The 22,699-nt window shown below is 66.8% G+C and carries 18 protein-coding genes and 1 pseudogene; 2 read left to right on the top strand and 17 right to left on the bottom strand.

The genetic code is table 11. The annotated features are described in order from the left end of the window. Window positions 1-15: 15 nt before the first annotated feature. From AC5P8D_RS13745 to AC5P8D_RS13725, 5 genes are all read right to left on the bottom strand, one after another. A complete protein-coding gene (locus tag AC5P8D_RS13745; RefSeq protein ID WP_049452827.1) occupies window positions 16-615 on the bottom strand; it encodes a DUF2242 domain-containing protein in 600 nt (199 codons plus the stop codon). Window positions 616-858: 243 nt separating this feature from the next. Further along, complete coding sequence (locus tag AC5P8D_RS13740; RefSeq protein ID WP_010480977.1) at window positions 859-3,036, bottom strand: carboxy terminal-processing peptidase; 2,178 nt, start codon at window positions 3,034-3,036, stop codon at window positions 859-861. Window positions 3,037-3,314: 278 nt separating this feature from the next. Further along, complete coding sequence (gene lipA / locus AC5P8D_RS13735; protein WP_010480979.1) at window positions 3,315-4,325, bottom strand: lipoyl synthase; 1,011 nt, start codon at window positions 4,323-4,325, stop codon at window positions 3,315-3,317. An 18-nt stretch (window positions 4,326-4,343) separates the two neighbouring features. After that, entirely contained in the window at window positions 4,344-5,054 is a 711-nt protein-coding gene (gene lipB / locus AC5P8D_RS13730; RefSeq protein WP_010480980.1) for a lipoyl(octanoyl) transferase LipB, read from the bottom strand. Further along, window positions 5,042-5,320: a YbeD family protein gene (locus tag AC5P8D_RS13725; protein WP_005411067.1), complete on the bottom strand. Its 279-nt coding sequence runs from the start codon at window positions 5,318-5,320 to the stop codon at window positions 5,042-5,044. The genes lipB and AC5P8D_RS13725 overlap by 13 nt, the downstream gene beginning before the upstream one ends. Before the next feature lie 263 nt (window positions 5,321-5,583). On the opposite strand from AC5P8D_RS13725, the gene AC5P8D_RS13720 reads away from it, so the two are divergent. Then, window positions 5,584-6,657, top strand: a complete 1,074-nt coding sequence (locus AC5P8D_RS13720) for a lipid A deacylase LpxR family protein (protein WP_029379720.1) — start codon at window positions 5,584-5,586, stop codon at window positions 6,655-6,657. Window positions 6,658-6,779: 122 nt separating this feature from the next. On the opposite strand, the gene AC5P8D_RS13715 is transcribed toward AC5P8D_RS13720, so the two are convergent. From AC5P8D_RS13715 to AC5P8D_RS13670, 10 genes and pseudogenes are all read right to left on the bottom strand, one after another. Then, a complete protein-coding gene (locus AC5P8D_RS13715) occupies window positions 6,780-7,997 on the bottom strand; it encodes a D-alanyl-D-alanine carboxypeptidase family protein (protein WP_010480982.1) in 1,218 nt (405 codons plus the stop codon). Window positions 7,998-8,097: 100 nt separating this feature from the next. Continuing rightward, entirely contained in the window at window positions 8,098-9,375 is a 1,278-nt protein-coding gene (locus tag AC5P8D_RS13710; RefSeq protein ID WP_049480367.1) for a septal ring lytic transglycosylase RlpA family protein, read from the bottom strand. Continuing rightward, window positions 9,372-10,517, bottom strand: a complete 1,146-nt coding sequence (gene mltB / locus AC5P8D_RS13705; RefSeq protein ID WP_010480986.1) for a lytic murein transglycosylase B — start codon at window positions 10,515-10,517, stop codon at window positions 9,372-9,374. Before mltB ends, AC5P8D_RS13710 begins: the two co-directional genes overlap by 4 nt. 676 nt (window positions 10,518-11,193) lie before the next feature. Continuing rightward, window positions 11,194-12,108, bottom strand: a pseudogene (locus AC5P8D_RS13700) (IS110 family RNA-guided transposase). 618 nt (window positions 12,109-12,726) lie between these two features. Beyond that, on the bottom strand, window positions 12,727-13,851 hold the full coding sequence (gene rodA, locus AC5P8D_RS13695) for a rod shape-determining protein RodA (protein WP_305730638.1): 1,125 nt from the start codon (window positions 13,849-13,851) through the stop codon (window positions 12,727-12,729). A gap of 119 nt (window positions 13,852-13,970) precedes the next feature. Then, complete coding sequence (gene rodA, locus AC5P8D_RS13690) at window positions 13,971-15,083, bottom strand: rod shape-determining protein RodA (protein ID WP_010481418.1); 1,113 nt, start codon at window positions 15,081-15,083, stop codon at window positions 13,971-13,973. Continuing rightward, complete coding sequence (gene mrdA, locus AC5P8D_RS13685) at window positions 15,080-17,158, bottom strand: penicillin-binding protein 2 (protein ID WP_010481416.1); 2,079 nt, start codon at window positions 17,156-17,158, stop codon at window positions 15,080-15,082. Before mrdA ends, rodA (AC5P8D_RS13690) begins: the two co-directional genes overlap by 4 nt. A gap of 3 nt (window positions 17,159-17,161) precedes the next feature. Beyond that, on the bottom strand, window positions 17,162-17,647 hold the full coding sequence (gene mreD / locus AC5P8D_RS13680; protein ID WP_010481414.1) for a rod shape-determining protein MreD: 486 nt from the start codon (window positions 17,645-17,647) through the stop codon (window positions 17,162-17,164). Then, entirely contained in the window at window positions 17,644-18,741 is a 1,098-nt protein-coding gene (mreC, locus tag AC5P8D_RS13675) for a rod shape-determining protein MreC (RefSeq protein WP_049481455.1), read from the bottom strand. Before mreC ends, mreD begins: the two co-directional genes overlap by 4 nt. A gap of 121 nt (window positions 18,742-18,862) precedes the next feature. Continuing rightward, window positions 18,863-19,909, bottom strand: coding sequence for a rod shape-determining protein (locus AC5P8D_RS13670; protein WP_005419402.1), 1,047 nt, complete (start codon window positions 19,907-19,909; stop codon window positions 18,863-18,865). 283 nt (window positions 19,910-20,192) lie between these two features. Between AC5P8D_RS13670 and AC5P8D_RS13665 the strand changes: the two genes are divergently transcribed. Beyond that, complete coding sequence (locus AC5P8D_RS13665) at window positions 20,193-21,131, top strand: carbohydrate kinase family protein (protein WP_010481412.1); 939 nt, start codon at window positions 20,193-20,195, stop codon at window positions 21,129-21,131. A gap of 186 nt (window positions 21,132-21,317) precedes the next feature. Here AC5P8D_RS13665 and AC5P8D_RS13660 read toward each other — a convergent pair whose 3' ends face one another. Further along, window positions 21,318-21,941, bottom strand: coding sequence for an HAD family hydrolase (locus AC5P8D_RS13660; protein ID WP_010481411.1), 624 nt, complete (start codon window positions 21,939-21,941; stop codon window positions 21,318-21,320). Further along, window positions 21,941-22,672: a hypothetical protein gene (locus AC5P8D_RS13655; protein ID WP_019337678.1), complete on the bottom strand. Its 732-nt coding sequence runs from the start codon at window positions 22,670-22,672 to the stop codon at window positions 21,941-21,943. The genes AC5P8D_RS13660 and AC5P8D_RS13655 overlap by 1 nt, the downstream gene beginning before the upstream one ends. Between the last annotated feature and the right edge of the window lie 27 nt (window positions 22,673-22,699).

Below are 22,699 nucleotides of genomic sequence, written 5' to 3'. Positions count from 1 at the left end.
ACCCGCCGTGCACGTTCAGCCCTGGTCCGTGCGGGCGGGTGCGGGCTCAGGAACTGCAGAGGGCGGCGGCGGCAACGGTGATGGCATGCCCGCAGCCGGCGGCAGGTACTGCTGCAGGCGCTGGAAGAAGCGGCGATAGAAATCGGCGTCGGTGACCGTGCTGCTCGCCACTTTCACCAACGAATCGTCGTTGCTGCCGAACGGCAGCGATACCGAGCCCAGCGCACCGACACCGACACTGGCTGAGGTCGGGCTCTTCTTCAGCGCATAGCGGTCCTGCACCGCACTGACGAACACCAGCGTCTGGTTGCCACGCGGCGCGCAGGAGATGCGCAGCACCAGCTGCTCATGGTCGTCTTCGCGCGGCTGGAAGTTCTTGTTGCCTTCCACCTGTGCGTCATCGGCACGGGCGATGGCATAGCCCTGGCTGAGCAGGGTGCGTCGCGCGGCTTCACAGGCTTCGCCCGGGCGGCCATCGACGGTACGCGAGAACGTGTCGCCGGAGTCGAAGGATTCGCGCAGCAACGTGCTGTCGGCGGTGCGGCCACCACAGGCCGACAGGATCAGGGCACTGCCAAGCGCCACAACAGCACTGGAAAGACGGGAGGCCCGCATGGGTACTCCTGCGAGGACGGTACCGCCAAGGGTAGTCCTGCGGCCGTGTGCGGCGGGTCGAAACCGGCATGACCGCGCCACCCCGTTGCTGCCTGTTCATGCACAAAAAAGGGACGGAGGGGATTAAGTCGTTTGTGGCATGTGGCTCGCCGGGCATGGCCCGGCGCTACCGGGACGGAGGCACCCAAACGAAAAGGGGCCGGCAATGCCGGCCCCCCTGCGATATCGCATGCCGTCGCCGGCTCAGTCCGCCCAGCGACCGGCGCCGGTGGACTGCGGCAGCACCTGCGCCGACAGCGGGCGGTCGCTGGCCAGCAGGTTCACCGCATCGGCCAGGATCGAGGCCGACTCGCGCAGCAGCGGGTCAGGACGCTTCTCAGCAGCCTTCTCGCGTGCGGCATCCTTGACGATGTCGCGCTCGTTGCCCGTCAGGCCGTCGTCGTTGCTGTCATCGGCCAGCGGGTCCAGGGCCAGGCCCAGTTCCTTGCGCATTGCCTGGCGCTCCTTGCGCTGGGTGTCCTGGCGCTCACGCTCGGCGCGGCGGGTGGCCTCGTTGAGCGAGATGTACTTCTTCGCGGCCTCGGTGCGGAACTGCTGCACGTCCTCGTTCCACCACTGGAATTCCTTGTCGGCGGCAATGCGCGCGTCATGGCGGGTTTCCAGCTTCGGCAGCAGCGGCGCGAAGTTGCCGTACTGGGTGTGCGGCACGGCAGCGATGCGGGTCCACGGCAGCGCGTTGTCGTAGGTGCTCTCGCCGAACTCGGTGGCATCGACGCTGGCCGGGAAGGCCAGGTCCGGCACCACACCCTTGTGCTGGGTGCTGCTGCCGCTGATGCGGAAGAACTGGGCGATGGTCAGCTTGACCTGACCGAAACGCTGGGTCTCACCGCTCGGCCAACGGTCGAGGTCGACGATGTTCTGCACCGTGCCCTTGCCGAAGCTGGTCTCACCGATCACAAGGCCACGGCCGTAATCCTGGATGGCACCGGCGAAGATCTCCGAGGCCGAGGCCGAGCCGCGGTTGATCAGCACCGCCAGCGGGCCATCCCATGCCACGCCCTGGTTGCGGTCGCTGTTGACGGTGACGCGGCCACCGGACTCGCGCACCTGCACCACCGGGCCCTGCTCGATGAACAGGCCGGTCAGTTCAATGGCTTCGTCCAGCGAACCACCGCCGTTGTTGCGCAGATCCAGCACCACGCCATCCAGCTTGTCGTTCTTGAAGCCGGCCAGCAGCTTGGCCACGTCGCGGGTGGCCGAAGCGTAATCGGCCGCATTGCGGCGACGGCCTTCGAAGTCCTGGTAGAAGGTCGGCAGCTTGATCACGCCGACCTTGCGTGCCGGCTCGCCGTTGGCGGCCGGAATGGTCATGGTCTCGCCCTTGGCAGCCTGTTCGGCCAGGCGCACCTTCTGGCGGGTCAGCACCAGGGTGTGGTGCTTGCCGTCGGCACCTTCAGCGGCCGGAATGAATTCCAGCTTGACCTGGGTGTCCTTGGCGCCACGGATCTTGGCCACGACATCGTCGATGCGCCAGCCGATCACGTCCTCGACCAGGCCGGACTTGCCCTGGCCGACGCCGACGATACGGTCACCCGGCTTCAGCGTGCCGTCCACCGCAGCCGGACCACCGGCGATGATCTCGCGGATCACCACCACGTCGTCCTGGCGCTGCAGCTGCGCACCGATGCCTTCCAGCGACAGCGACATCGCCTGGTTGAAGTTCTCGGCGGTGCGCGGGGTGAAGTAATCGGTGTGCGGATCGACCGCGCTGGTGTACGAATTCATGAAGAACTGGAAGACGTCTTCGCCCTTCAGTTCATTGACCGACTTCTCCAGCGTCGCGTAGCGCTTGTCCAGCGTCTTGCGGATGTCGTCCGGCTTCTTGCCGGCCAGCTTCAGGCGCAGCCAGTCGTTCTTCACCGACTTGCGCCACAGCTCATCCAGTTCGGCGCTGCTGGCCGCCCACGGCACCTTCTTGCGGTCGTATTCGAAGCGCTCGTCGGTGGTGAAGTCCGGCTCCTGCTTGAGCAGCTTGCGCGCATAGGCCACACGTTCGCCGACGCGCTGCTTGTAGACCGCGAACACCTGGAACGCCGGCTCCAGCTCGCCGCCACGGATGGCCGAGGAGATGTTGGCTTCGAACGGCGCGAAGCGCGCCACGTCGGCCTGGGTGAAGTACTGCTTGCCGCCGTCCAGCGTCTCCAGGTAGCGCTTGAACACGTCCTTGGAGGTGGCCTCGTCCAGCGCGCGCGGGCGGTAGGCGTAACGGCTGTCGGACAACAGGCCGTACACCAGCTTGGAGGTGGTCACCTGATCGGCGGTTGCCGCGGCGGGCAATGCCGGCGAGTCGGCCTTGGCCGCCAGCGCCAGCGGCGCAACCAGCGCCAGGGCCATCAGGAATGCGGGGGCTTTGAATTTCATTGACGTGCTCGAAGGCGCCTTGCCAAGGGGGAGACTGCGTGGTGTTCAGACACCACGACAGTGCCGAAAGTTGCCGGGTTTGTCACCCGGCCGCGCTCGGTGGAAAACCAGCCTAGCGGGGCCGGTGTAGCAAATTGTGAATGCATGTAGAGCCGAGCCCATGCTCGGCTGGCCGGCAGCAAGCAGCCGAGCATGGGCTCGGCTCTACGGCAGGCAGAGGTGTGCGGACCAACGGTCCGCACCCACAGGAGAAGCAGCTCCCACCCGCCGGCAGGATGTCAGGAAACGCCGGCGCCCTTGGCCTGGACGTCGGCGTGGTACGACGAGCGCACCATCGGGCCGGAGGCCACGTGGCTGAAGCCCAGTTCGTAGCCGTAGACTTCCAGCGCCTTGTAGTCCTCGGGCGTCCAGTACTTCAGCACCGGGTGGTGGTGCGCGGTCGGCTGCAGGTACTGGCCGATGGTGATCATGTCCACGTCGTGCGCGCGCAGGTCACGCATGGTGGCCTTGATCTGTTCGAAGTCTTCGCCCAGGCCCAGCATGATGCCGCTCTTGGTCGGCACGTCCGGGTGCTGCGCCTTGAAGTTCTTCAGCAGGTTCAGCGACCACTGGTAGTCCGCACCCGGGCGCACGTTGCGGTACAGGTCAGGTACGGTCTCGATGTTGTGGTTGAACACATCCGGCGGGTTCTGCGCCAGGATCTCCAGCGCACGTTCCATGCGGCCCTTGCCGCGGAAGTCCGGGGTCAGCACTTCGATGCGGGTACCCGGCGACTTTTCGCGGATGGCGGTGATGCAGTCGACGAAGTGCTGGGCACCGCCGTCACGCAGGTCATCACGGTCGACGCTGGTCACCACCACGTACTTCAGGCCCATGTCGGCCACGGTCTGGCCGAGGCTGGCCGGCTCGTTGGCATCCGGCGGCTTCGGGCGGCCGTGGGCCACGTCGCAGAACGAGCAGCGGCGCGTGCAGACTTCACCAAGGATCATGAAGGTGGCGGTGCCGTGGCCGAAGCACTCGTGGATGTTCGGGCAGCTGGCTTCCTCGCACACCGTCACCAGGCGGTTCTCGCGCAGCTTGGCCTTCAGGTTCTGCACGGCATTGCCCGAAGGAATGCGCACGCGGATCCAGGACGGCTTGCGCAGCACCGGCGCGTCGGCGAACTGCACCGGCGAGCGGTTGATCTTGTCACCGCCCAGCTGCTTGACCCCGGCCTGCAACGGCGCGGCGGTCGGAGAGTCGCCCTGCACGATCTGCAGGGGAATGGAACGGGCGGTGGTTTCAGTCATGGCAGTTCCGGGGGGCGGTCAGGCGGCCGCAGAAAGATCAGGCAGTTCGGGCGTGGGCTGCAGCAGCAGGCCGAACTGGCGGGCCAGGTGGTCCAGCAGCACCGGCTTGACGGCCTCCATCCCGGAGGGCCCGCCCAAGTCTACTACCGAGGTCACCTGCAACCCCTGATAGCCACAGGGGTTGATGCGGTGGAAAGGTTCCAGGTCCATCGACACATTGAAGGCCAGGCCATGGAAGGTGCAGCCGCGGCGCACGCGGATGCCGAGCGCGGCGATCTTGGCGCCACCGACGTAGACGCCCGGGGCGCCCTCGCGGCGTTCGGCACCGATGTTCCACTCGGCCAGGGTATCGATGATGGCCTGCTCGATGCGGCATACGTAGTCGCGCACACCGATGCCCAGCCGTGGCAGGCGCAGCAGCGGATAGACCACCAGCTGGCCGGGGCCGTGATAGGTCACCTGGCCACCGCGGTCCACGTGCAGCACCGGGATCTCGCCCGGCGCCAGCACGTGCTCGTCCTTGCCGGCCTGGCCCAGGGTGAATACCGGGTCATGCTCGACCACCCACAGCTCATCGGCGTCGGCCTCGCTGCGCTGGTCGGTGAAGCGCTGCATGGCGCGCCACACCGGCTCGTACGCCTGGCGGCCGAGGTCGCGGACCAGCGCCGGACGCGGCGCGCGGTCTTCCGGGGCGGCTTCGGCCGGGCAGCTGTCGGCTACAGCGTCCACTTCACTTCCGGGTGGTCGCGCAGCGCCTGGTGCGCCAGGTCGTACTGTTCGCGGCTCTCGGCCTTGAACACGATGCGGACGGACACGTACTTGCCGTTGGAGGAATGCTTCCAGCTGATGCGTTCATTGACGACATCGATGCCGGCAGCCAGCAGCAGGCGGGGGAGCTCATGTTCCAGGCCGCGGTTGGCCGGGCCCATGGCACTGAGCTCGAACTGGCCGGGGAACTGGAAGCCGTGGTCGGGGTTGTCGGACTTGATTTCCATGCCCCCCATTATCGGGCCGCAGGGCAACAAACCCAAGAGTATTCATCAACGTCAAACAGTGCACCGGTGAGTCGCTGCGTTGCAGCTGAACGGCCGTTCAGCATTGGCCCCGGCCCCGTGGCGCACCGCAGGACAGGGCAGGATTGTCTTCACGAGACAATGTCGTTTTCGGAACAGACAAGTGATCCGAACGCGCTCGTTCCATCACGTTCGCGCGAGTACCGTGTCGCAGCATATAACGACAGACAGAAACAACTTCTCACATGAGCCCCCCTTCCCAACGCCGCCTTGCAGCCCTCGGGCTGTCAGGCCTGCTGGCTGCTGCCCTCCCCCTTGCCGCCCAGGCGGCCGAACAATGTGGTCCGGACGCAATGCGCGACCACCCGCCGCAGGTCAATTTCCGCGTCGACAATGACCTGTTCGGCGGCCGCCACCAGGACCAGGGCTACACCAACGGTGCACTGTTGACCCTGGTCTCGCCCAATCTGGTCGATTACACCGACGACCCCTGCCTGCCGCGCATGGCGCGCTGGGTGAACCAGTACCTGGAAGGGCTGCACCCGGGCAAGTTCGAACAGCAGAACATGATCTTCAGCATCGGCCAGGGCATCTTCACCCCGACCGATTTCAGCCGCAGGGACCTGATCGAGGACGACCGCCCTTACGCCGGCGTACTGATCGCAAACTTCGGTTTCAATGCGCGCAGCGGCGACCGCCTGCAGACCACCCAGCTGACGCTGGGCGTGGTTGGCCCGTGGGCACAGGGCAAGCAGGTGCAGAACGCCGTGCACGACGTGCTGGGCGACGAGAAATTCAAGGGCTGGGACAACCAGCTGCACAACGAGCCGCTGTTCATGCTGACCCACGAGCGCATGCGCCGCTGGCCGGGCGATGCCAGCGTCAATGCCGACGGCTGGGGTTGGGACGCCATCAGCCACTACGGTGGATCGATCGGCAACCTGGAAACCAAGGCCAACCTCGGCGGTGAAGTGCGCTTCGGCTGGAAGCTGCCGGACGACTTCGGCAGCACGCCGTTGCGCCCGGCCGGCGAGAACACTGCGCCGACCCGCGGCGGCCGTCCCAATGGCTGGTCCTGGCACCTGTTCGCGACCTCGGACGCTGCCTGGGTGATCCGCGACATCACGCTGGACGGCAACACGTTCCGCAACAGTCACAGCGTGGACAAGCGCCATGTGGTGGCTTACGGCGGCTACGGCGTGGCCGTGATGTACGGACGCTGGAAGTTCGCTGCGGCGCGTTACCACAGCACGCGCGAGTTCAACGGCCAGCGCGAAGCACCGGTGTTCGGCAGCTTCACCATCAGCCGGTCGCTGTAGGTAGGTGCCGACCGTTGGTCGGCACGCCGGTTGATGGCAACGACAGTCGAGCATGGCCCGACTCTACAGAACGAAAAGGCCGGCATTCGCCGGCCTTTTCCTTCACCACGCCGGGGCGCGGATCATTCCGATTCCCACCACATCCAGAAGCTGTCCCACAGGCGCTTGAAGAAGCCGGCCTGTTCAACGGCAGCCACCGCCACCAGCGGCGCTTCAGCCACCAGCTTGCCATCCAGCATCACCTTCACGGTGCCGATCTGCTGGCCGGCGGTGAACGGTGCTTCCAGGGTCTTGGGCACATCGATGCTCGGCTTCAGGTCGTTGTAGCGGCCGCGCGGCACGCTCACCAGCATCGGCTGCGCCACGCCCAGCTGCACCTTGTCGGTGGTGCCCTTCCAGACCTTGTGCTCGGCTACGGCCTTGCCCGGTTCGTACAGGCGGTGGGTCTCGAAGAAGCGGAAGCCCCAGTTCAACAGCGCCAGGCTGTCATCGGCACGCTGCTTTTCCGACTGGCCACCCAGCACCACGGCCACCAGACGCTGGTCACCACGCTGGGCCGAGCTCATCAGGCAGTAACCGGCTTCCGAGGTGTGACCGGTCTTGATGCCGTCCACGCTGCCATCGCGCCACAGCAGAAGGTTGCGGTTCGGCTGCTTGATGTTGCCGACCTGGAATTCCTTGATCTTGTTGTACGCGTAGGTTTCCGGGTAATCGCGCACCATCGCGCGGCCCAGCAGTGCCAGATCGTAGGCGCTGCTATGGTGGCCCGGAGCGGTCAGGCCATGGGCGTTCACGAAGTGCGAATTCTTCATGCCGATCTTGGCGGCATAGCTGTTCATCAGAGAAGCAAAGGCTTCCTCGCTGCCGGCCACGTGTTCGGCCAGGGCGATCGCGGCGTCGTTGCCGGACTGGATCGCCATGCCTTTTTCCATGTCTTCCAGGCGCGCGGTCTGGTTGACCGGGAAGCCGCTGTAGCTGCCATCGGTACCGGCGCCACCTTCGCGCCAGGCGCGCTCGCTCATCATCACCTGGTCATCCGCACGGACCTTGCCGTTCTTGACCTCGGCGGCGATCACGTAGGACGTCATCACCTTGGTGATGCTGGCCGGAGCCAGCTGTTCGTGGATGTTTTCACCGGCCAGCACCTGGCCGGTGGCGTAATCCATCAGCACCCAGGCCTTGGACACGCTGGGCGCGGGCGCCGGCGGAGTGGCAACAGTGGCCGGGGCGGCAGCGGCGGCAGGCGTCGGCGTGGCCGGGGTCGGCAGCGGCGTCTGGGCGGAAGCCAGGCCCACCACCAGGGTGGCGGCCAGGGCGGTGGCGGCGGAACGGAAATTCATTGGACAGCAGGCTCCAGGGGACGGCCGGGAATGGAGGGTGGAACGTAACGGCCATTGTAAGGCCGGGGGAGCATGGGCCGGCAGCACCGGCCCGGGCGGATCAATCCTTGATGATCTGCGGCGAACCCAGGCCCAGACCGGCGATGCGGCCGGCAAGTTCCGCAGCACTGGCATGGTCGCTGGCGGGAACGCGCAGGCGGAACAGGGTGCGGCCACCGGCAGCGATGTCACTGATGGTCGCGCCGACGATGCCGGCGGCGTTGAGCTGGCCCATCGCGCGGTTGGCATTGTCGCGGCTGGAGAAGCTGGCGACCTGCACCATCACCGCGCCCACCACCTGCTGCGACAGGCTGGGTACGGCCGGCGTGGTCGATGCGCTGCGCACCGGTGCCGGTGCCACCGCGCGCGGAGTGGTGCTGGCCACGACAGCCGGAGCGGGCACCGTGCTGCGCACCGGCGGCGCGCTCGGCGGCAGGCTGCTGACCGCCACATCCGGCACGGTGCTGGCCACGCCCTGGGTGGTGGCCGGCTGGCCACGCGCAGGCATGCTGTCGCCCGGCAGGCGCTTGACCAGGCGATCGATGTCGCTGTCGGCTGTGGCGCGTGCAGCCGGCGTCGGGCGCGCGCTGGCCACGGTGGTGGTTGCGGCCGCTTCGGCAGCACGACGTTCGCGGCGCGAGGGCTTTTGCGCCAGCAGGTTGCCCTCGCCCGGCTGCAGCGCGCGCACCTCGACATTGCCGGTACCGCGCTGGGTGATGCCCAGGCGCACGGCGGCGGCGTAGCTGAGATCGACTACGCGGCCATCATGGAACGGGCCGCGATCGTTGACGCGCACGATCACCGACTCGCCGTTGTCGAGGTTGGTCACGCGGGCGAAGCTGGGCAGCGGCAGCGTCTTGTGCGCGGCGGTGAACTGGTACATGTCGTAGACCTCACGGTTCGAGGTCAGGCGGCCGTGGAACTTGGCGCCGTAGTACGACGCGGTGCCGCGCTCGACATAGTTGCGGGTGTCATCAAGCACTTTGTACGACTTGCCCAGCACCACATACGGCGACTTGTTGCCGATCGCCGAGCGCTCCTCGGCGGTCACTTCCGGCTCGGGAATGCAGGCCACGTTGGGAATGTAATCCGGCGTGCTGTCGCGCACGCCCGGCTTGTACAGGCCACCGGCGGTGTAGTTGCCGCGGGTGCTCAGGTCTTCCTTGGCCGCCGCGTACGGCGACCCTTCCGGGCAGTGTGCCGGGCGCGAGCCGCGCCCCTGCACCAGGGTGCCGCCGGACTTGCCACCATGGCCGGCCGTGGCCGGCTTCTTCGGCGCGCTGCTGCAGGCAGCCAGCGCGAGGACGATCAAGCCTGGGACCAGCCATCTGATGTTCATGCCGGGGGCAGCTCCTGTCCGGCAATGGCCTGGGACAACTGGAACACGGCCATCGCGTACATCTTCGAGAGGTTGTAGCGGGTGATCGCGTAGTAGTTCTGGAAGCCCAGCCAGTACTGCTTGCCGGTGCTGCCTTCAAGCGTGATCGGGGTGGCGGTGGCGCCCGGCTGTACCGGCGCGCTCGGCTGGTAGCCGCGCTGCGCCAGGTCGGCCATCGACCAGGTCGGCATCCATTCGGTCGGATTGAACTCCTCGCGGCCCGGCGCCAGCGTGGCCGGCACGGCCACCTGGCCACCACGGACCCAGCCACCCTTCTTCACGAAGTAGTTGGCAATGGACGAGAACACGTCGTCGTAGCTGGTGAACAGGTCGCGACGGCCATCACCGTTGCCGTCCACCGCGTAATCCAGATAGCTGGACGGCATGAACTGGCCCATGCCCATCGCACCGGCATAGCTGCCCTTGAGCGTGGTGATGTCCAGGTTTTCTTCGCGGCCCAGCTCGAACAGCTTGGCCAGCTCATCGCGGAAGAACAGCTCGCGGCGTACTTCGCGTTCCAGCTTGGCCGGGTCGCCGCTGCGCGGGTAATAGAAGGCCAGCGTGTACAGCGCATCGAGCACGCGATGGCTGCCGGCATTCTTGCCGTAGCTGGTTTCCACGCCGATGATCGCCACGATCACTTCGGCCGGCACACCGGTGCGCTGCTGCACGCGATCCAGTTCGGCGCGATGCTGGGCCAGGAACGCGCGGCCGCCATCGATGCGGGCCTTGCTGATGAACATCGGCCGGTATTCGTTCCACGGCTTGACCCGTTCGGCCGGGCGCGACATCGCGGCGATGATCGGCTGGCGCACCTGCGCCTGGTCGAGCACGCTGCTGATCTGCTCCGGCTTCAGGCCATAGCGCTTGGCGGTATCGGCAATGAAGCGGGCCCGTGCGACCTCGAACGGCACCGGGGTGAGATCGACCGGCGGCGCGGTGGCAGCGGCGGCTTCGGGCGCGGCCTCGGCCGGGCCATGGGCCTTGACGGCGGGTTGGCGCGGCGTGCTGCTGGCCTGGGGCGAAGACGGTGGGGACTTCGGCTGGGTCGCGCAGGCGACCAGGCCGAGGGTGAGCATGCAGGCCAGAGTGCGTCGAATCATCGTCGCAGGTTAGCAGGTCATGGATGAATTAAAACCCCTAACACCATGAATCACAACGATTTGCCCGCGTTCAGCGGGAAATGTGAAGGCGTCGTGATCGGGCTTCCCCATTCAGATAGAGGTGGCCGGTTGCGTCCCCATCCCCGCAGACGCAACCGGCAACCGGATCCGGTCGATACCCGCGCGGCTGCCGCTCCCCAGTGGCAGTACCCCGCGCTCCCTGTATCCGTTGGATCAGTACTGCTCCCGCCCGACGCCCCCTCGCGCTGCAACGATTGACGGCGCGCCGTGCCGAACGGGCCGCCATTGTGCAGGCCGATTACGACAAGTCCATTGATCAGGATCAACGCGCTGTAAAAGTGTGAACCAGCTAACGTTTTTTCCGGACTTTGGTCAGCGGGTGTGCTGCCGTGCATCGTTGTGAGAACGCTTCCACAACGGGCGTTGCGCAGAGTCAGGAAGTTTCCAGCCAACGGCGCAGCCCCTCGTGGGTGGTGTCTGGGTGGTCGCGGAAAGGAGAAGCCGCGGGTGGGCCGGTCGGGTTGGGTACGCGGGGGACGCCGTGAATCCGTCCCTGGAGCAACTGTGTTGATGGAGGAGCTTGGCCCCTCCATGAGACGGGCACGGTAGTGCCGGCCGCTGGCCGGCAGCCTTTGGTCTTGCGCCCTGCCTGGCCTTAGGCTGGGACCCACCCGTTTTCAGCGTCGCGCACCCGGGCGTTGAGGATCACCAGCATCTTCCGCATCACCGCCACGATGGCTACTTTTCCTTCTTTGCCTCGGGCTCGCAGCGACTGGTAGAAATCGCGCAGTTGAGGTTCATGCCGCATGGCCGACATGCTGGCCATGTAGAGCACCTGGCGGATCTCGGCTCTGCCGCCATGGATGCTGCGTTTCCCTCGCATGGCTCCGCTGTCGTGGGACATCGGAGCCACACCGACGAGGCTGGCGATGGCCTTGCCGCTGATCTTTCCCAACTCGGGAAGATAGCTTGCCAATACCGCCTGCAGGCCAGGGCCAACGCCCTTCATCGACTTCAGGACAGCCAGTTGAGGCTGCTGGGTAACCTGCTCGGCAATTTGCTTTCCCAGACGTTCAACCAGCGTCTGCAAGCGGGTGATGTTGGCCTGCAGTAGCCGGCGCAATTCACGATCACCGACCATTTCCAGCTGCTGCCGCGCGATGGTCAGCGCGTGCATCGCCTGTCAACGTGCCCGCACGAATTCCCGCATTTTCTGCTGCCAAGGCTCCAGCGGTTGGTAGGCCGGAAGTTTCACCAAGGCCGCCATCTGCGCCAATGCATAGGCATCCAACCGGTCGGTCTTGGCCATCTGCCCCATCCCCTGAGCCAGCCTGCGGGCCCGCAGGGCATTGGCGCGGACCACCGGATGGCCCACTGCGTGCAGAAAATCCAGCACCGGTCGTTCGTAGCCGCCGGTGGCTTCCAGCACGATCTGGCTGACCGGACGCTTCTTCAGCCAAACATCCAATTCAGAAAAGCCGGAGCGGTTATTGCAGACCTGCAGGGTCTCTCCGTCCGTCGTGCCGACATCCAGTTGGCGCTTGCTGACATCAATCCCGATCCCGTTCATCACCGGACTCCGTATAGTCTGGAAGGGTCGAGAGCTCCCCCGCTTGCCCAGTCTTATCACTGTGAGTGTCAGCTCCAGCAACTGTTCGGGCGGATCAAGGGAGATTCCGGCGTGGGCGCCAAGCTCCAAGGCGATCGTCGAGATCCAGGCTTACACGGCGGCCCACGCCGGCTCTCGGCACCTACGCTGCCAGATTTCCATCAGATAAGGCTTGGCAGCCGCATCCATGCGGCTGACACCCCCGCGTACCCAACCCGACCGGCCTCTGACAGATTTCGGAGGTCTGCCACCCACGGAGAAGAAAAAGAAGATCAAAAGCGGATCGCGACGCTGCGCTTGCTCGTGAGCCGAGCATGGATCGGCTCTACACAAGGCAATGAAGCGACCCGCCAGGCCGCCTTTGCTTTTGATCTTCTTTTTCTTCTCCGTGGGAGACGCGCACGGAACCTGTCCGTGGCCGGGTAGATGGGCTGCGCAGGGGCGTGAGCCGCATGGATGCGGCGACCGAGCTTACAGGGATGTACTTGCAGCGTCCCCTGCGCGGCCCATCTACCCGGCCCCACCCATGAACTGCTTTGCGCGGTCATCCACGAGGGGCTGCGCCGTTGGCTGGAAACCCTATCCCCCGTGCACGGGCCGGTGCCCACGCACCGCCATCACCAGTCCGATGCCGGCCAGCAACGAGACCGCCGATGTCCCGCCATAGCTGATCAACGGCATCGGGATGCCCACCACCGGCAGCAGGCCGGAAATCATTCCACCATTGACCAGTACATAGACGAAGAACGCCAACCCCAGGCTGCCGGCCAGCAACCGTGCATGCGTGTCGCGTGCGTGCACTGCGATCCACAGGCAGCGTCCGACCACGAACAGGTACAGCGCGAACAGCGTCGCCACACCGATCCAGCCGAATTCCTCGGCCAGCACCGAGAACGCGAAGTCGGTGGTGTACTCGGGCAGGAAATCCAGCGTGGCCTGCGTGCCCTGCCCCCAGCCACGCCCCTGCCAGCCACCGGAACCGATCGCGATGCGTGACTGCAGGATGTTCCAGCCGGTGCCGAGCGGATCTGCCGCCGGGTCGAGGAAGGTCAGTACGCGATCCTTCTGGTACTGCCGCAACAGCCCGAACCACGCCAGCGGTGCGGCCACCGCCAGCCCCGCCGCGCCCGTTGCCACCCAGCCCCAGTGCAGGCCGGCCAGCAACAACGCGAACACGCCGCTGGCAGTGACCAAGGTGGCGGTGCCGAGGTTCGGCTGCATCAGGATCAGCACGGCAGGAACGCCGATCAACACTGCGGCCGTCAGCACCGTGCGTGGCGAGGGCGGCAACGGCTGCCGGTGCAGGTACCAGGCCATCATCAACGGCAGGCTGAGCTTGAGCAGCTCCGACGGCTGCAGGTAGAAGACGCCCAGGTTGAGCCAGCGCTGCCCGTACTTGCCGGTGCCGATCACATACACCGCCATCAGCGGCAGCATCGACAGCGCATACAACGCCGGTGTCCACGCGCGCAGGCGCAGCAGCGAAACACGCGACAGCAGCCACATCGCCACCAGGCCACCGGCAAAGCGCGCCGCCTGCCCGGTCACGGGGCCGGACACGCTGTGCAGCACCGCCAGGCCCGCGCCCATCAGGATCAACAACGCGACCAGCAACGGCAGGTCGATCGTGCGCACCGCCTCACGGCAGCCGCCAAGCAGTCGTTTCCATTCCACGCGCGCCACGGTAGCAATGCGTGCTTGCATGAAGCTGTCAGCGCGGCGCCGCATTTGTAGAGTCGAGCCATGCCCGACTGCCTTTCATACAGCAAAAGCAGCCGAGCATGGCTCGGCTCTACAAGAATCAGGAGCAGGAAGCGCGGCGGCTAGCCGTAGCCGCCGTGCACCGGGTTGTGGCTGCGCACCGCCATCACCAGGCCGAAGCCGGCCAGCAGTGACACCGCCGAGGTACCGCCGTAGCTGATCAGCGGCATCGGCACGCCCACCACCGGCAGCAGGCCGGAAATCATCCCGCCGTTCACCAGTACATAGACGAAGAACGCCAGGCCGGTAGCGCCGGCCAGCAGGCGCGAGTACGAATCGCGCGACTGGCTGGCAATCCACAGGCAACGCCCGATCACCACAAGGTACAGCGCCAGCACGGTGGCCACGCCGATCCAGCCGAATTCCTCACTCAGCACCGAGAACGCGAAGTCGGTGGTCTGCTCGGGAATGAAGTTCAAGTGCGACTGCGAGCCTTCGCCCCAGCCCTTGCCATCGAAGCCGCCGGAACCGATCGCGATCTTCGACTGGATGATGTTCCAGCCGGCCCCCAGCGCATCCATCTCCGGGTCCAGGAACATCATGATGCGGTCCTTCTGGTACGGCCGCAGCAGCCAGAACCAGGCCACCGGCGCAACCGCGGCCACGCCGCCCACGCCCAGGCCGACCCACCACCACGGCAGGCCTGCCAGCAGCAGCACGAACACGCCGCTGGCGGCGATCAGCACACCGGTGCCGAAGTCCGGCTGCAGCATCACCAGGCCGGTTGGTACGCCGATGATGACCAGGGCCACGAGCACGGTGTTGAAGCGCGGTGGCAACGGCATCTTGTGCAGGTACCAGGCCACCATCATCGGCAGGCTGACCTTCAGCAGCTCGGCCGGCTGCAGGTAGAAGAATTTCAGGTCCAGCCACTGCCGGCCGTATTTGCCGGTACCCAGCACAAACACCGCCAGCAGCGGGATCATCGAGATTGCGTAGATCATCGGCGTGGCCGAGCGGATCCGCAGGATCGGTACCCGCGAGATGCCCCACAACGCGGCCATGCCCACTGCGAAGCGCGCGCCCTGTGCCATCACCAGGCCATCGCCACCGGCACTCTTCAGCGTGGCCAGACCGATCACCATCAGCGCGCCCAGGGCCAGGCACAACACCCAGTCCAGCGTGCTGAAGAAGCGACGCAGCATGTCGCCGGCCCAACGCAGAAACACTCTCATCGTGCGGGCTCCACGGTGGTCGGGCGTGGCGTGGCCGGCAGCGCGGCCGCAGCCGGCGCCCCCGGCTGCGGCGGTGCGGGTGCCGGTTCCGGCGCGGGCACGCCGACCAGCACCGGGTGCTCGCCCAGCTGTGCCGCAGCAAGGTCACCGGCCTGGCGCGCGCCCACATCTTCGTTGTCGAACGCGGTGGCACCGATGGCGGTGGTGCCGCGCTCGCTGTCCAGCGGCTGCATGCCTTCAGGCATCTTGCCCAGCAGATAGGCGTCGAACACCTTGCGTGCGATCGGCGCAGCCGCCGCACCGCCGTAGCCGCCGCCCTCCACCGCGATCGCCAGCGCGATCACCGGCTGGTCGACCGGCGCGAAACCGACGAACAGCGCGCGGTGGCGCAGGTGCATCGGCAGGCTCTTCGGATTCACCGCGGCCGTGCCCTTGCGGCTGACGACCTGCGCGGTACCGGTCTTGCCGGCCATCGTATACGGCGCGCCGGCGGCCATGCGGGCCGCGCTGCCGCCAGGCAGCATGGTGGCCATCATGCCTTCGCGCACCGCCTGCAGATTGTTCGGGTTCGGGCTGACCGGTTTGCTTTCGCCCGGGTCGGTCGCCATCCAGTCATGGTCGAACCCCGCACGCTGCTGGATCACCAGATGGGGCGTGCGCAGCTGCCCGTTGGCCAGCCCACTGACACCCCGCGCCAGCTGCAGCGGGGTGACCTTCCAGTCACCCTGGCCGATGCTGATGTTGACTGTATCGCCCGGATACCAGGCCTCCTTGCGGCTCTTCCGCTTGTAGGCCGGCGACGGCAGGATGCCGCCGATCTCGCCGGTCAGGTCGATACCGGTCGGCTGGCCGAAGCCGTAGTACTCCATGTAATGGTCGAAGCGCTCGATGCCCAGGTCCAGCGCCAGCTTGTAGTAGTAGGTGTTGACCGACTGCGCGATGGATTTGCGCAGGTCGGTCCAGCCGTGGCCACCGCGGTGCGAGTCACCCCAGCCACGCGAGGTGCCGGGCAGATAGAACATGCCGGTGGACAACACCTTGTCTTCCGGGCGGCGTACCCCCGAATCCAGGCCGGCCAGGCCGATCAGCGGCTTGAGCGTGGAACCGGGCGCGACGCCACCGAGTACCAGGCGGTTGAACTGCGGCCGCGACGGGTTGTCGTTCAGCGCCTTGAAATCGGCATGCGAGATACCGTTGACGAACAGGTTGGGGTCGTACGACGGCAGGCTGACCATCGCCAGCACTTCGCCGGTACGCGGGTCCATCGCCACGGCCGAGCCTTCCTGGTCGCCGAACGCGGCCACCATGGCGCGCTGCAGGTCGGCGTCGATCGACAGCCGCAGGTCGGCGCCGGACTGCGCGGCAACGCGGCCGATGGTGCGGATGGCACGGCCCTGCACGTTGGTCTCGACCTGCTCGTAGCCGACCTTGCCGCGCAGCTGCTGCTCGTAATAGCGCTCCAGGCCGGACTTGCCGATGTGGGTCAGCGCGGCATTGCCTTCGCCGAGGATCTCCAGATCCTTGTCGTCGACACGGCCGACGTAGCCGATGATGTGCGCGAACAGGTCGCCATACGGGTAGCGCCGGGTCAGGTAGGGCTCCAGCTCGACGCCGGGGAAGCGCCAGCGGTCGACGGCGAAGCGCGCCATCTCCTCGTCGCTCATGCGCAGCTTCAGCGTGACCGGCAGGAACTTGCGGCGCGCCTTGCGCGACTTGTTGAACGCTTCCAGCTCTTCCGGGCTGATGCTGATGATCTTCGCCAGCCCTTCCAGGGTGGCGTCCATGTCCTTGACCTTGTCCGGGGTCACGTCCAGGCGGAACGCCGGCACGTTCTCGGCCAGCAGGCGACCGTTGCGGTCGTAGATCATGCCGCGCCCGGGCACTACCGGCCGCGGCTTGATGCGGTTGGCTTCCGAGCGCGTGGCGTAGACGTCGTGGTCCAGCACCTGCAGCTTGAAGTACCAGCCGCCCAGTCCCAGCAGGCAGACCAGCACGCCCAGGAAACCCAGCGCCGCGCGGCGGCGGAACTGTTCGGCTTCGGCGTGCGGATTCTTGACCTGGCGGCGCGGGATCATGGCTCAGCGCCCGCGCTTGCCGAAGCGCACCGCATCCAGCAGCACGAACACCAGCGGCCACAGGCCCATGCCCAGCAGCGGCGCCCACCAGTACGACCATGGCAGGGTGGGTTCACCCACCAGGATGTGCACCAGGGCGCTGACGATGCGATCGTTGAACAGCAGGCCGCCGATGGCCAGCATCTGCTGCGACATCGGGAAGAAACGGATGCGGGCGCGGAAACGCTGCAGGATGAAGGCCAGCATCACCAGCCGCAGCGCCTGTTCGCCGAGCACGCCGCCGTACAGCAGGTCGGCGATGACGCCGCTGGCGAAAGCGATGCCCAGGCCGACCCGCTCGGGTGTCTCGATCACCCAATACGCCAGCACCAGCGCCAGCCAGTACGGGCGCAGTGGCTGCAGCAGCGCCGGCAACGGCAGCAGGCCCAGCAGCAGCGCCACCACCAGGCTGGCCGGCAGCACCCACGGGTTGTCGCGCAGGCGGCTCATCGCTGGGCCTCCGGCGTGGTCGGTTGCCGGCCAGCGGCCGGCACTACCGGAGCAGCAGGATCAGGGGAGGATGCGGGGGCAACAGACCTCGTTTGCGACGAGGGCTGTTGCCGGCCAGCGGCCGGCACTACCGGGGCGCTGACCGGAGCTGGCGTCGTTGCCGCTGGCGCGGTTCCCACGGGCACGGTGGCGCCGGTGGCCGGGCCACCCGGGGCGGTTTCTTCCAGCTGCAGGCGCAGCTCCGGCGGAATGCGGATCGCCGCGCCCGGGCGCAGCAGCAGCACGTCGCGGCCGCGGTCGAGCTGCGCGGCCGGCTTCAGTTCGCCCACCAGGAAGGCATGGGTGTCGTCCGGGCGCAGGCCGGTGATGGTGCCGACCGGGAAGCCGGCCGGGAAACGACCGCCGAGGCCGGAGGTAACGATCTCATCGCCCACTTCCACGCCGGCGCTGAGCGGGATGTCGCGCAGTTCCAGCGTGTCGCCGCGGCCGTAGACGATCAGGCGCACGCCGTTGCGGGCCACGGTCACCGGCACGGCATGGTCGGGGTCGGTCAGCAGCAGCACGGTGGAGGTACCGCCGGTGACGCTGATCACCTGGCCCATCAGGCCGCCGGCATCGATCACCGCCTGGCCGACGTGCACGCCTTCGCGGCTGCCGGCGTCGAGCACCAGGCGCTGCTTCACCGGGTCCAGGTCGATATCCAGGATCGGCGCCAGCTGCACGTCCAGGCCACTGCGCTCGGCCACGTTCAGCAGTTCGCGCAGCTGGGCGTTGTCCAGCGCGGCGGTCTGCAGGCGGGTCAGGCGCGCGTTGGCCAGCAGCAGCTGGTTGCGCAGTTCGCGGTTCTCGGCGACCAGCTGGCTGTGGCTGGCGGCAGAATCCTTGACCTGGTTGCCGAGCTTGCCGGGCAGGCCGGCCAGTGCCCAGACCGGCTGCACCAGGCTGTTGGCCTGCTCGCGCAGGCGCGCCAGCCAGCCGGCCTGGTCATCGAGCACGATCAGCGTGATGGCCAACGCGAGATAGGCCAGCAACCGCAGGGGGCTGGCGGCATCACCGGATCGGGAGGCGACGGGAGGACCGGCGTAGGGCGGCACGGCAACGATTCAACTGGCAGAAGGCGGAAGGGAAACACGCGGGCGCCCCGCCGGTGCCGGCCCGCCATCACGGCGGGCCGCACCCCGGAAGGGCGCGGCGGGCAGGAACGGCCGGGACGGCTTATTCCGGCGCAAAGAACTCGTTGCCGTGCATGTCCACCAGCTCCAGCGCACGGCCACCGCCGCGGGCCACGCAGGTCAGCGGATCGTCGGCCACCTGCACGTGCAGGCCGGTTTCCTCGGAGATCAGGCGGTCCAGGTCGCGCAGCAGGGCGCCGCCACCGGTCAGCACGATGCCGCGCTCGGCGACGTCGGCGCACAGTTCCGGCGGGGTCTGCTCCAGCGCCAGCTTCACCGCGCTGACGATGCCCGACAGCGGTTCGTGCAGGGCCTCGAGCACCTCGTTGGAGCTGATCTTGATCATCTTCGGCACGCCCTCGGCGAGGTTGCGGCCGGAGATTTCCATCTCGATCACTTCCGCCTGCGGGTAGGCACAGCCCAGCTCGACCTTGATGCGCTCAGCGGTGGCTTCACCGATCAGCATGCCGTGGTTGCGGCGCACGTAGTTGGTGATCGACTCGTCGAAGCGGTCGCCACCGATGCGGACCGACGCCGAGTAGACGATGCCGTTGAGCGAGATCACCGCCACTTCGGTGGTGCCGCCGCCGATGTCGATGACCATCGAGCCACGCGCTTCAGTGACCGGCATGCCGGCGCCGATCGCGGCCGCCATCGGTTCTTCGATCAGGAACACGTCACGGGCACCGGCTTCCTCGGCCGATTCCTTGATCGCGCGGCGCTCGACCTGGGTCGAGCCGGCCGGCACGCAGACCAGCACGCGCGGGCTCGGGCGCAGCACGCGCGATTTGTGCACCTTCTTGATGAAGTGCTTGAGCATCGCCTCGGTATAGGTGAAGTCGGCGATGACGCCGTCCTTCATCGGGCGGATGGTGGTGATGTGGCCCGGGGTACGGCCCAGCATCTGCTTGGCTTCGGCGCCTACGGCTGCCACCGAGCGGGTGCCACCGATGGCACGGTCCTGACGCACGGCCACGACCGATGGCTCGTTCAGCACGATCCCCTGCCCGCGCACGTAGATGAGGGTGTTGGCCGTGCCCAGGTCGATGGACAGGTCGTTGGAGAACATGCCACGGAGTTTCTTGAACATCTGAGGAAGGAGTCCTGAGGGGTGTCGTGCCCGCCGCGGGATGGCGAAAAAATGGGCAGAAATCGAGGCCGACAAGCCTAGCAACCCGCCTGCCGCCGAGCAAGGAAAAAACTAGCTGAACCCGCGTCTTCACAGGCTTTCGGCCTGATCGGGTCTCACCCGGTTCTGGCCCTGAGCGGCACCAGCGGGTAACCTTTGCGCCGTCGGGCGCCCAAGGGCGCCGTTTGCTTGCCCGCCGAACCGGGCCGGCCCACCCCAAAATTCACCGCATAGGCTTACATCGATGTCCGCTCTGATCTGTGGTTCTCTTGCCTTCGACACCATCATGGTGTTCCCGGACCAGTTCAAGAATCACATCCTGCCGGACAAGGTGCACATCCTGAACGTGTCCTTCCTGGTCCCGCGCATGCGCCGTGAGTTCGGCGGCTGCGCCGGCAACATCGCCTACAACCTGCACCTGCTGGGCGGCCAGCCGATCCCGATGGGCACCGTGGGTTCGGACTTTGGCCCGTACCGTGAGTACTTCGAAGGCCTGGGCATCGACCTGTCGCGCGTGCGCGTGATCGATGAGCTGTTCACCCCGCAGGCGTTCATCACCACCGATCACGACAACAACCAGATCACCGCCTTCCACCCGGGCGCGATGATGCGTTCCTACGAAAACCACGTGCGTGGCGTACCGGGCGTGACCCTGGGCCTGGTCGGCCCGGACGGCCGCGAAGGCATGATCCAGAACGCGCAGGAATTCCACGAAGACGGCATCCCGTTCATCTTCGACCCGGGCCAGGCCATGCCGCTGTTCAACGGCCCGGAACTGCGCGAGTTCATCGAGCAGGCCGACTACGTGGTGGTCAACGACTACGAGTCGAACCTGCTGCAGGAACGCACTGGCTGGGACGAGAAAGAGATCGTCAGCCGGGTCAAGGCCTACATCACCACCCGCGGCCCGAAGGGCGCGGTCATCCACACCCCGGAAAAGAGCTACGACATTCCGCCGGCGCATGAGCGCCGCGTGGTCGACCCGACCGGCTGTGGCGACGCCTTCCGCGCCGGCCTGATCTACGGCATCCAGAAGGGCTACGACTGGCTGACCATCGGCCGCATGGGCAACCTGATGGGCGCGCTGAAGGTCGAGCACCCGGGCACGCAGAACCAGCGCTTCACCTTCGATGAGTTCAACGAGCAGTTCAAGCAGCAGTTCGGTTACGCGCTGAGCGCGTAACCGAACTGCCCGCACATCTGATCGGTGGGTGTCGACCTTGGTCGACACTGCCGGCCAGCGGCCGGCACTACCGGAACCTCCGACCGACACGTGGCCTGCTCTCTGTAGAGCCGAGCCATGCTCGGCTTGCGCGCGCCAGCGCGATCCGACCGGAGGAGAGCAGCCGAGCGTGGGCTCGGCTCTACATCAGCAAGCGCCCTGCCAGGCAGCCAGCAAGGCGCGGCAATCAGCGAAATGCCAGTCGGCACGGCCCGGCCATGGGTTTTCCGGCAGGTTGACCAGCACGGTATGGGCGCCGGCCGCACGGCCGCACTCCAGGTCGTAGGCGTGGTCACCGACCATCACCGCCTCCGCAGCCCCGATCCCCCAACGCCGCAGATGCTGCTGCAGGCCATCCGGTGAGGGTTTGGGCACCGCTTCATCGCGGCCGATGATGTCGGCATCGTCGAACAACGCCCCGACCCCGATCGCGTCCAACGTCAGCTTCGCCAGCGCATGATCATTGCGGGTCAGGATGCCGAGCCGGCAGCCTGCCGCCGACAACGCGCGCAGCAGCTTCAGCGCACCCGGTGCCGGCAGTGCGTCCTCGGCCAGCGCGCGCTCATGATCCAGCAGCCACTCGCGCTTGGCCTGCGCCGGTGCGTCCGGCAACGCCGCAATATGGTCAAGGATGTCTTCCTCGGCCGCGATCTCCAGCGCGCGGCGGATCGCGGCGAAATCATGCACGGCGACGGTCAGCGTGCCATCCATGTCGAACACCCAGTGCCGGATCGCGGACAACGCGTGCACTGCGCTGCCCGCCGCAACCATCACTGCCACCACTGCGGCATGCGGCTGGCGTCGACGCCACCGGTTTCGAACACAGCGGTGCGGGTGCCACCGGCCTTGACCGGGAACTCGATGCTGATCGACTTGCCCTTGCGCGCCAGCTTCCACAGCGCCTTCTGGTCGGTGATGAACAGGGCAATGGCTTCATCGGTCTTCGGACGCCACGCCGCCATGGAAATCGGCTTGCCGTCGTCCACGGTTACTTTCACCGTGCACTGCGGGCAACGGAAATCGCCGGCCTGCAGCACCAGATACGCATGCCGCTTCCACTCCGGATGATCGCGGAACACCAGCTGCACCGGCTTGGCGCCGCTGCCATCCACGTCCACCCGTTCCTTGCTGTAGATCTGCGCCGAAACCTGGTTGCCCTTGTTGCCCACCGGGATCTGGTTGTACTGCCACAGCGCCTGCATGCGGCGCAGGTCGCGCGCGGCATCGCCCTTGGCCTTGACCTCGTCGAAGCCTGCGGCGATGCGCTCGGCGGCCGCGGTGTCCTTGTACTGGTCCAGCAGCGAGGCACCATGCAGGCGCGCGCGCTCCCAGTCCTGCGCGGCCACGGCCATGTCGTACTGCTTGGCCACGTCTTCGGCCTTGGCCTCCTTCTGCGCCTGCACGGCGGCTGCGGCGGCTTCCTGCGCCTTGCGTTCTTCCTCGGGGTTGCTGCAGGCGGCCAGCGCCAGGGTGCAGGCGGTGAGCAGGATCAGTCGTTTCATGGCGGAGGTCCTTTGCGGGTGCATCCC

It is taken from the genome of Stenotrophomonas sp. YJH_SMC_101-4 (assembly GCF_059370395.1).
Note: the sequence above shows the minus strand (reverse complement) of the source record. Positions and strands in the feature narration are given on the sequence as shown.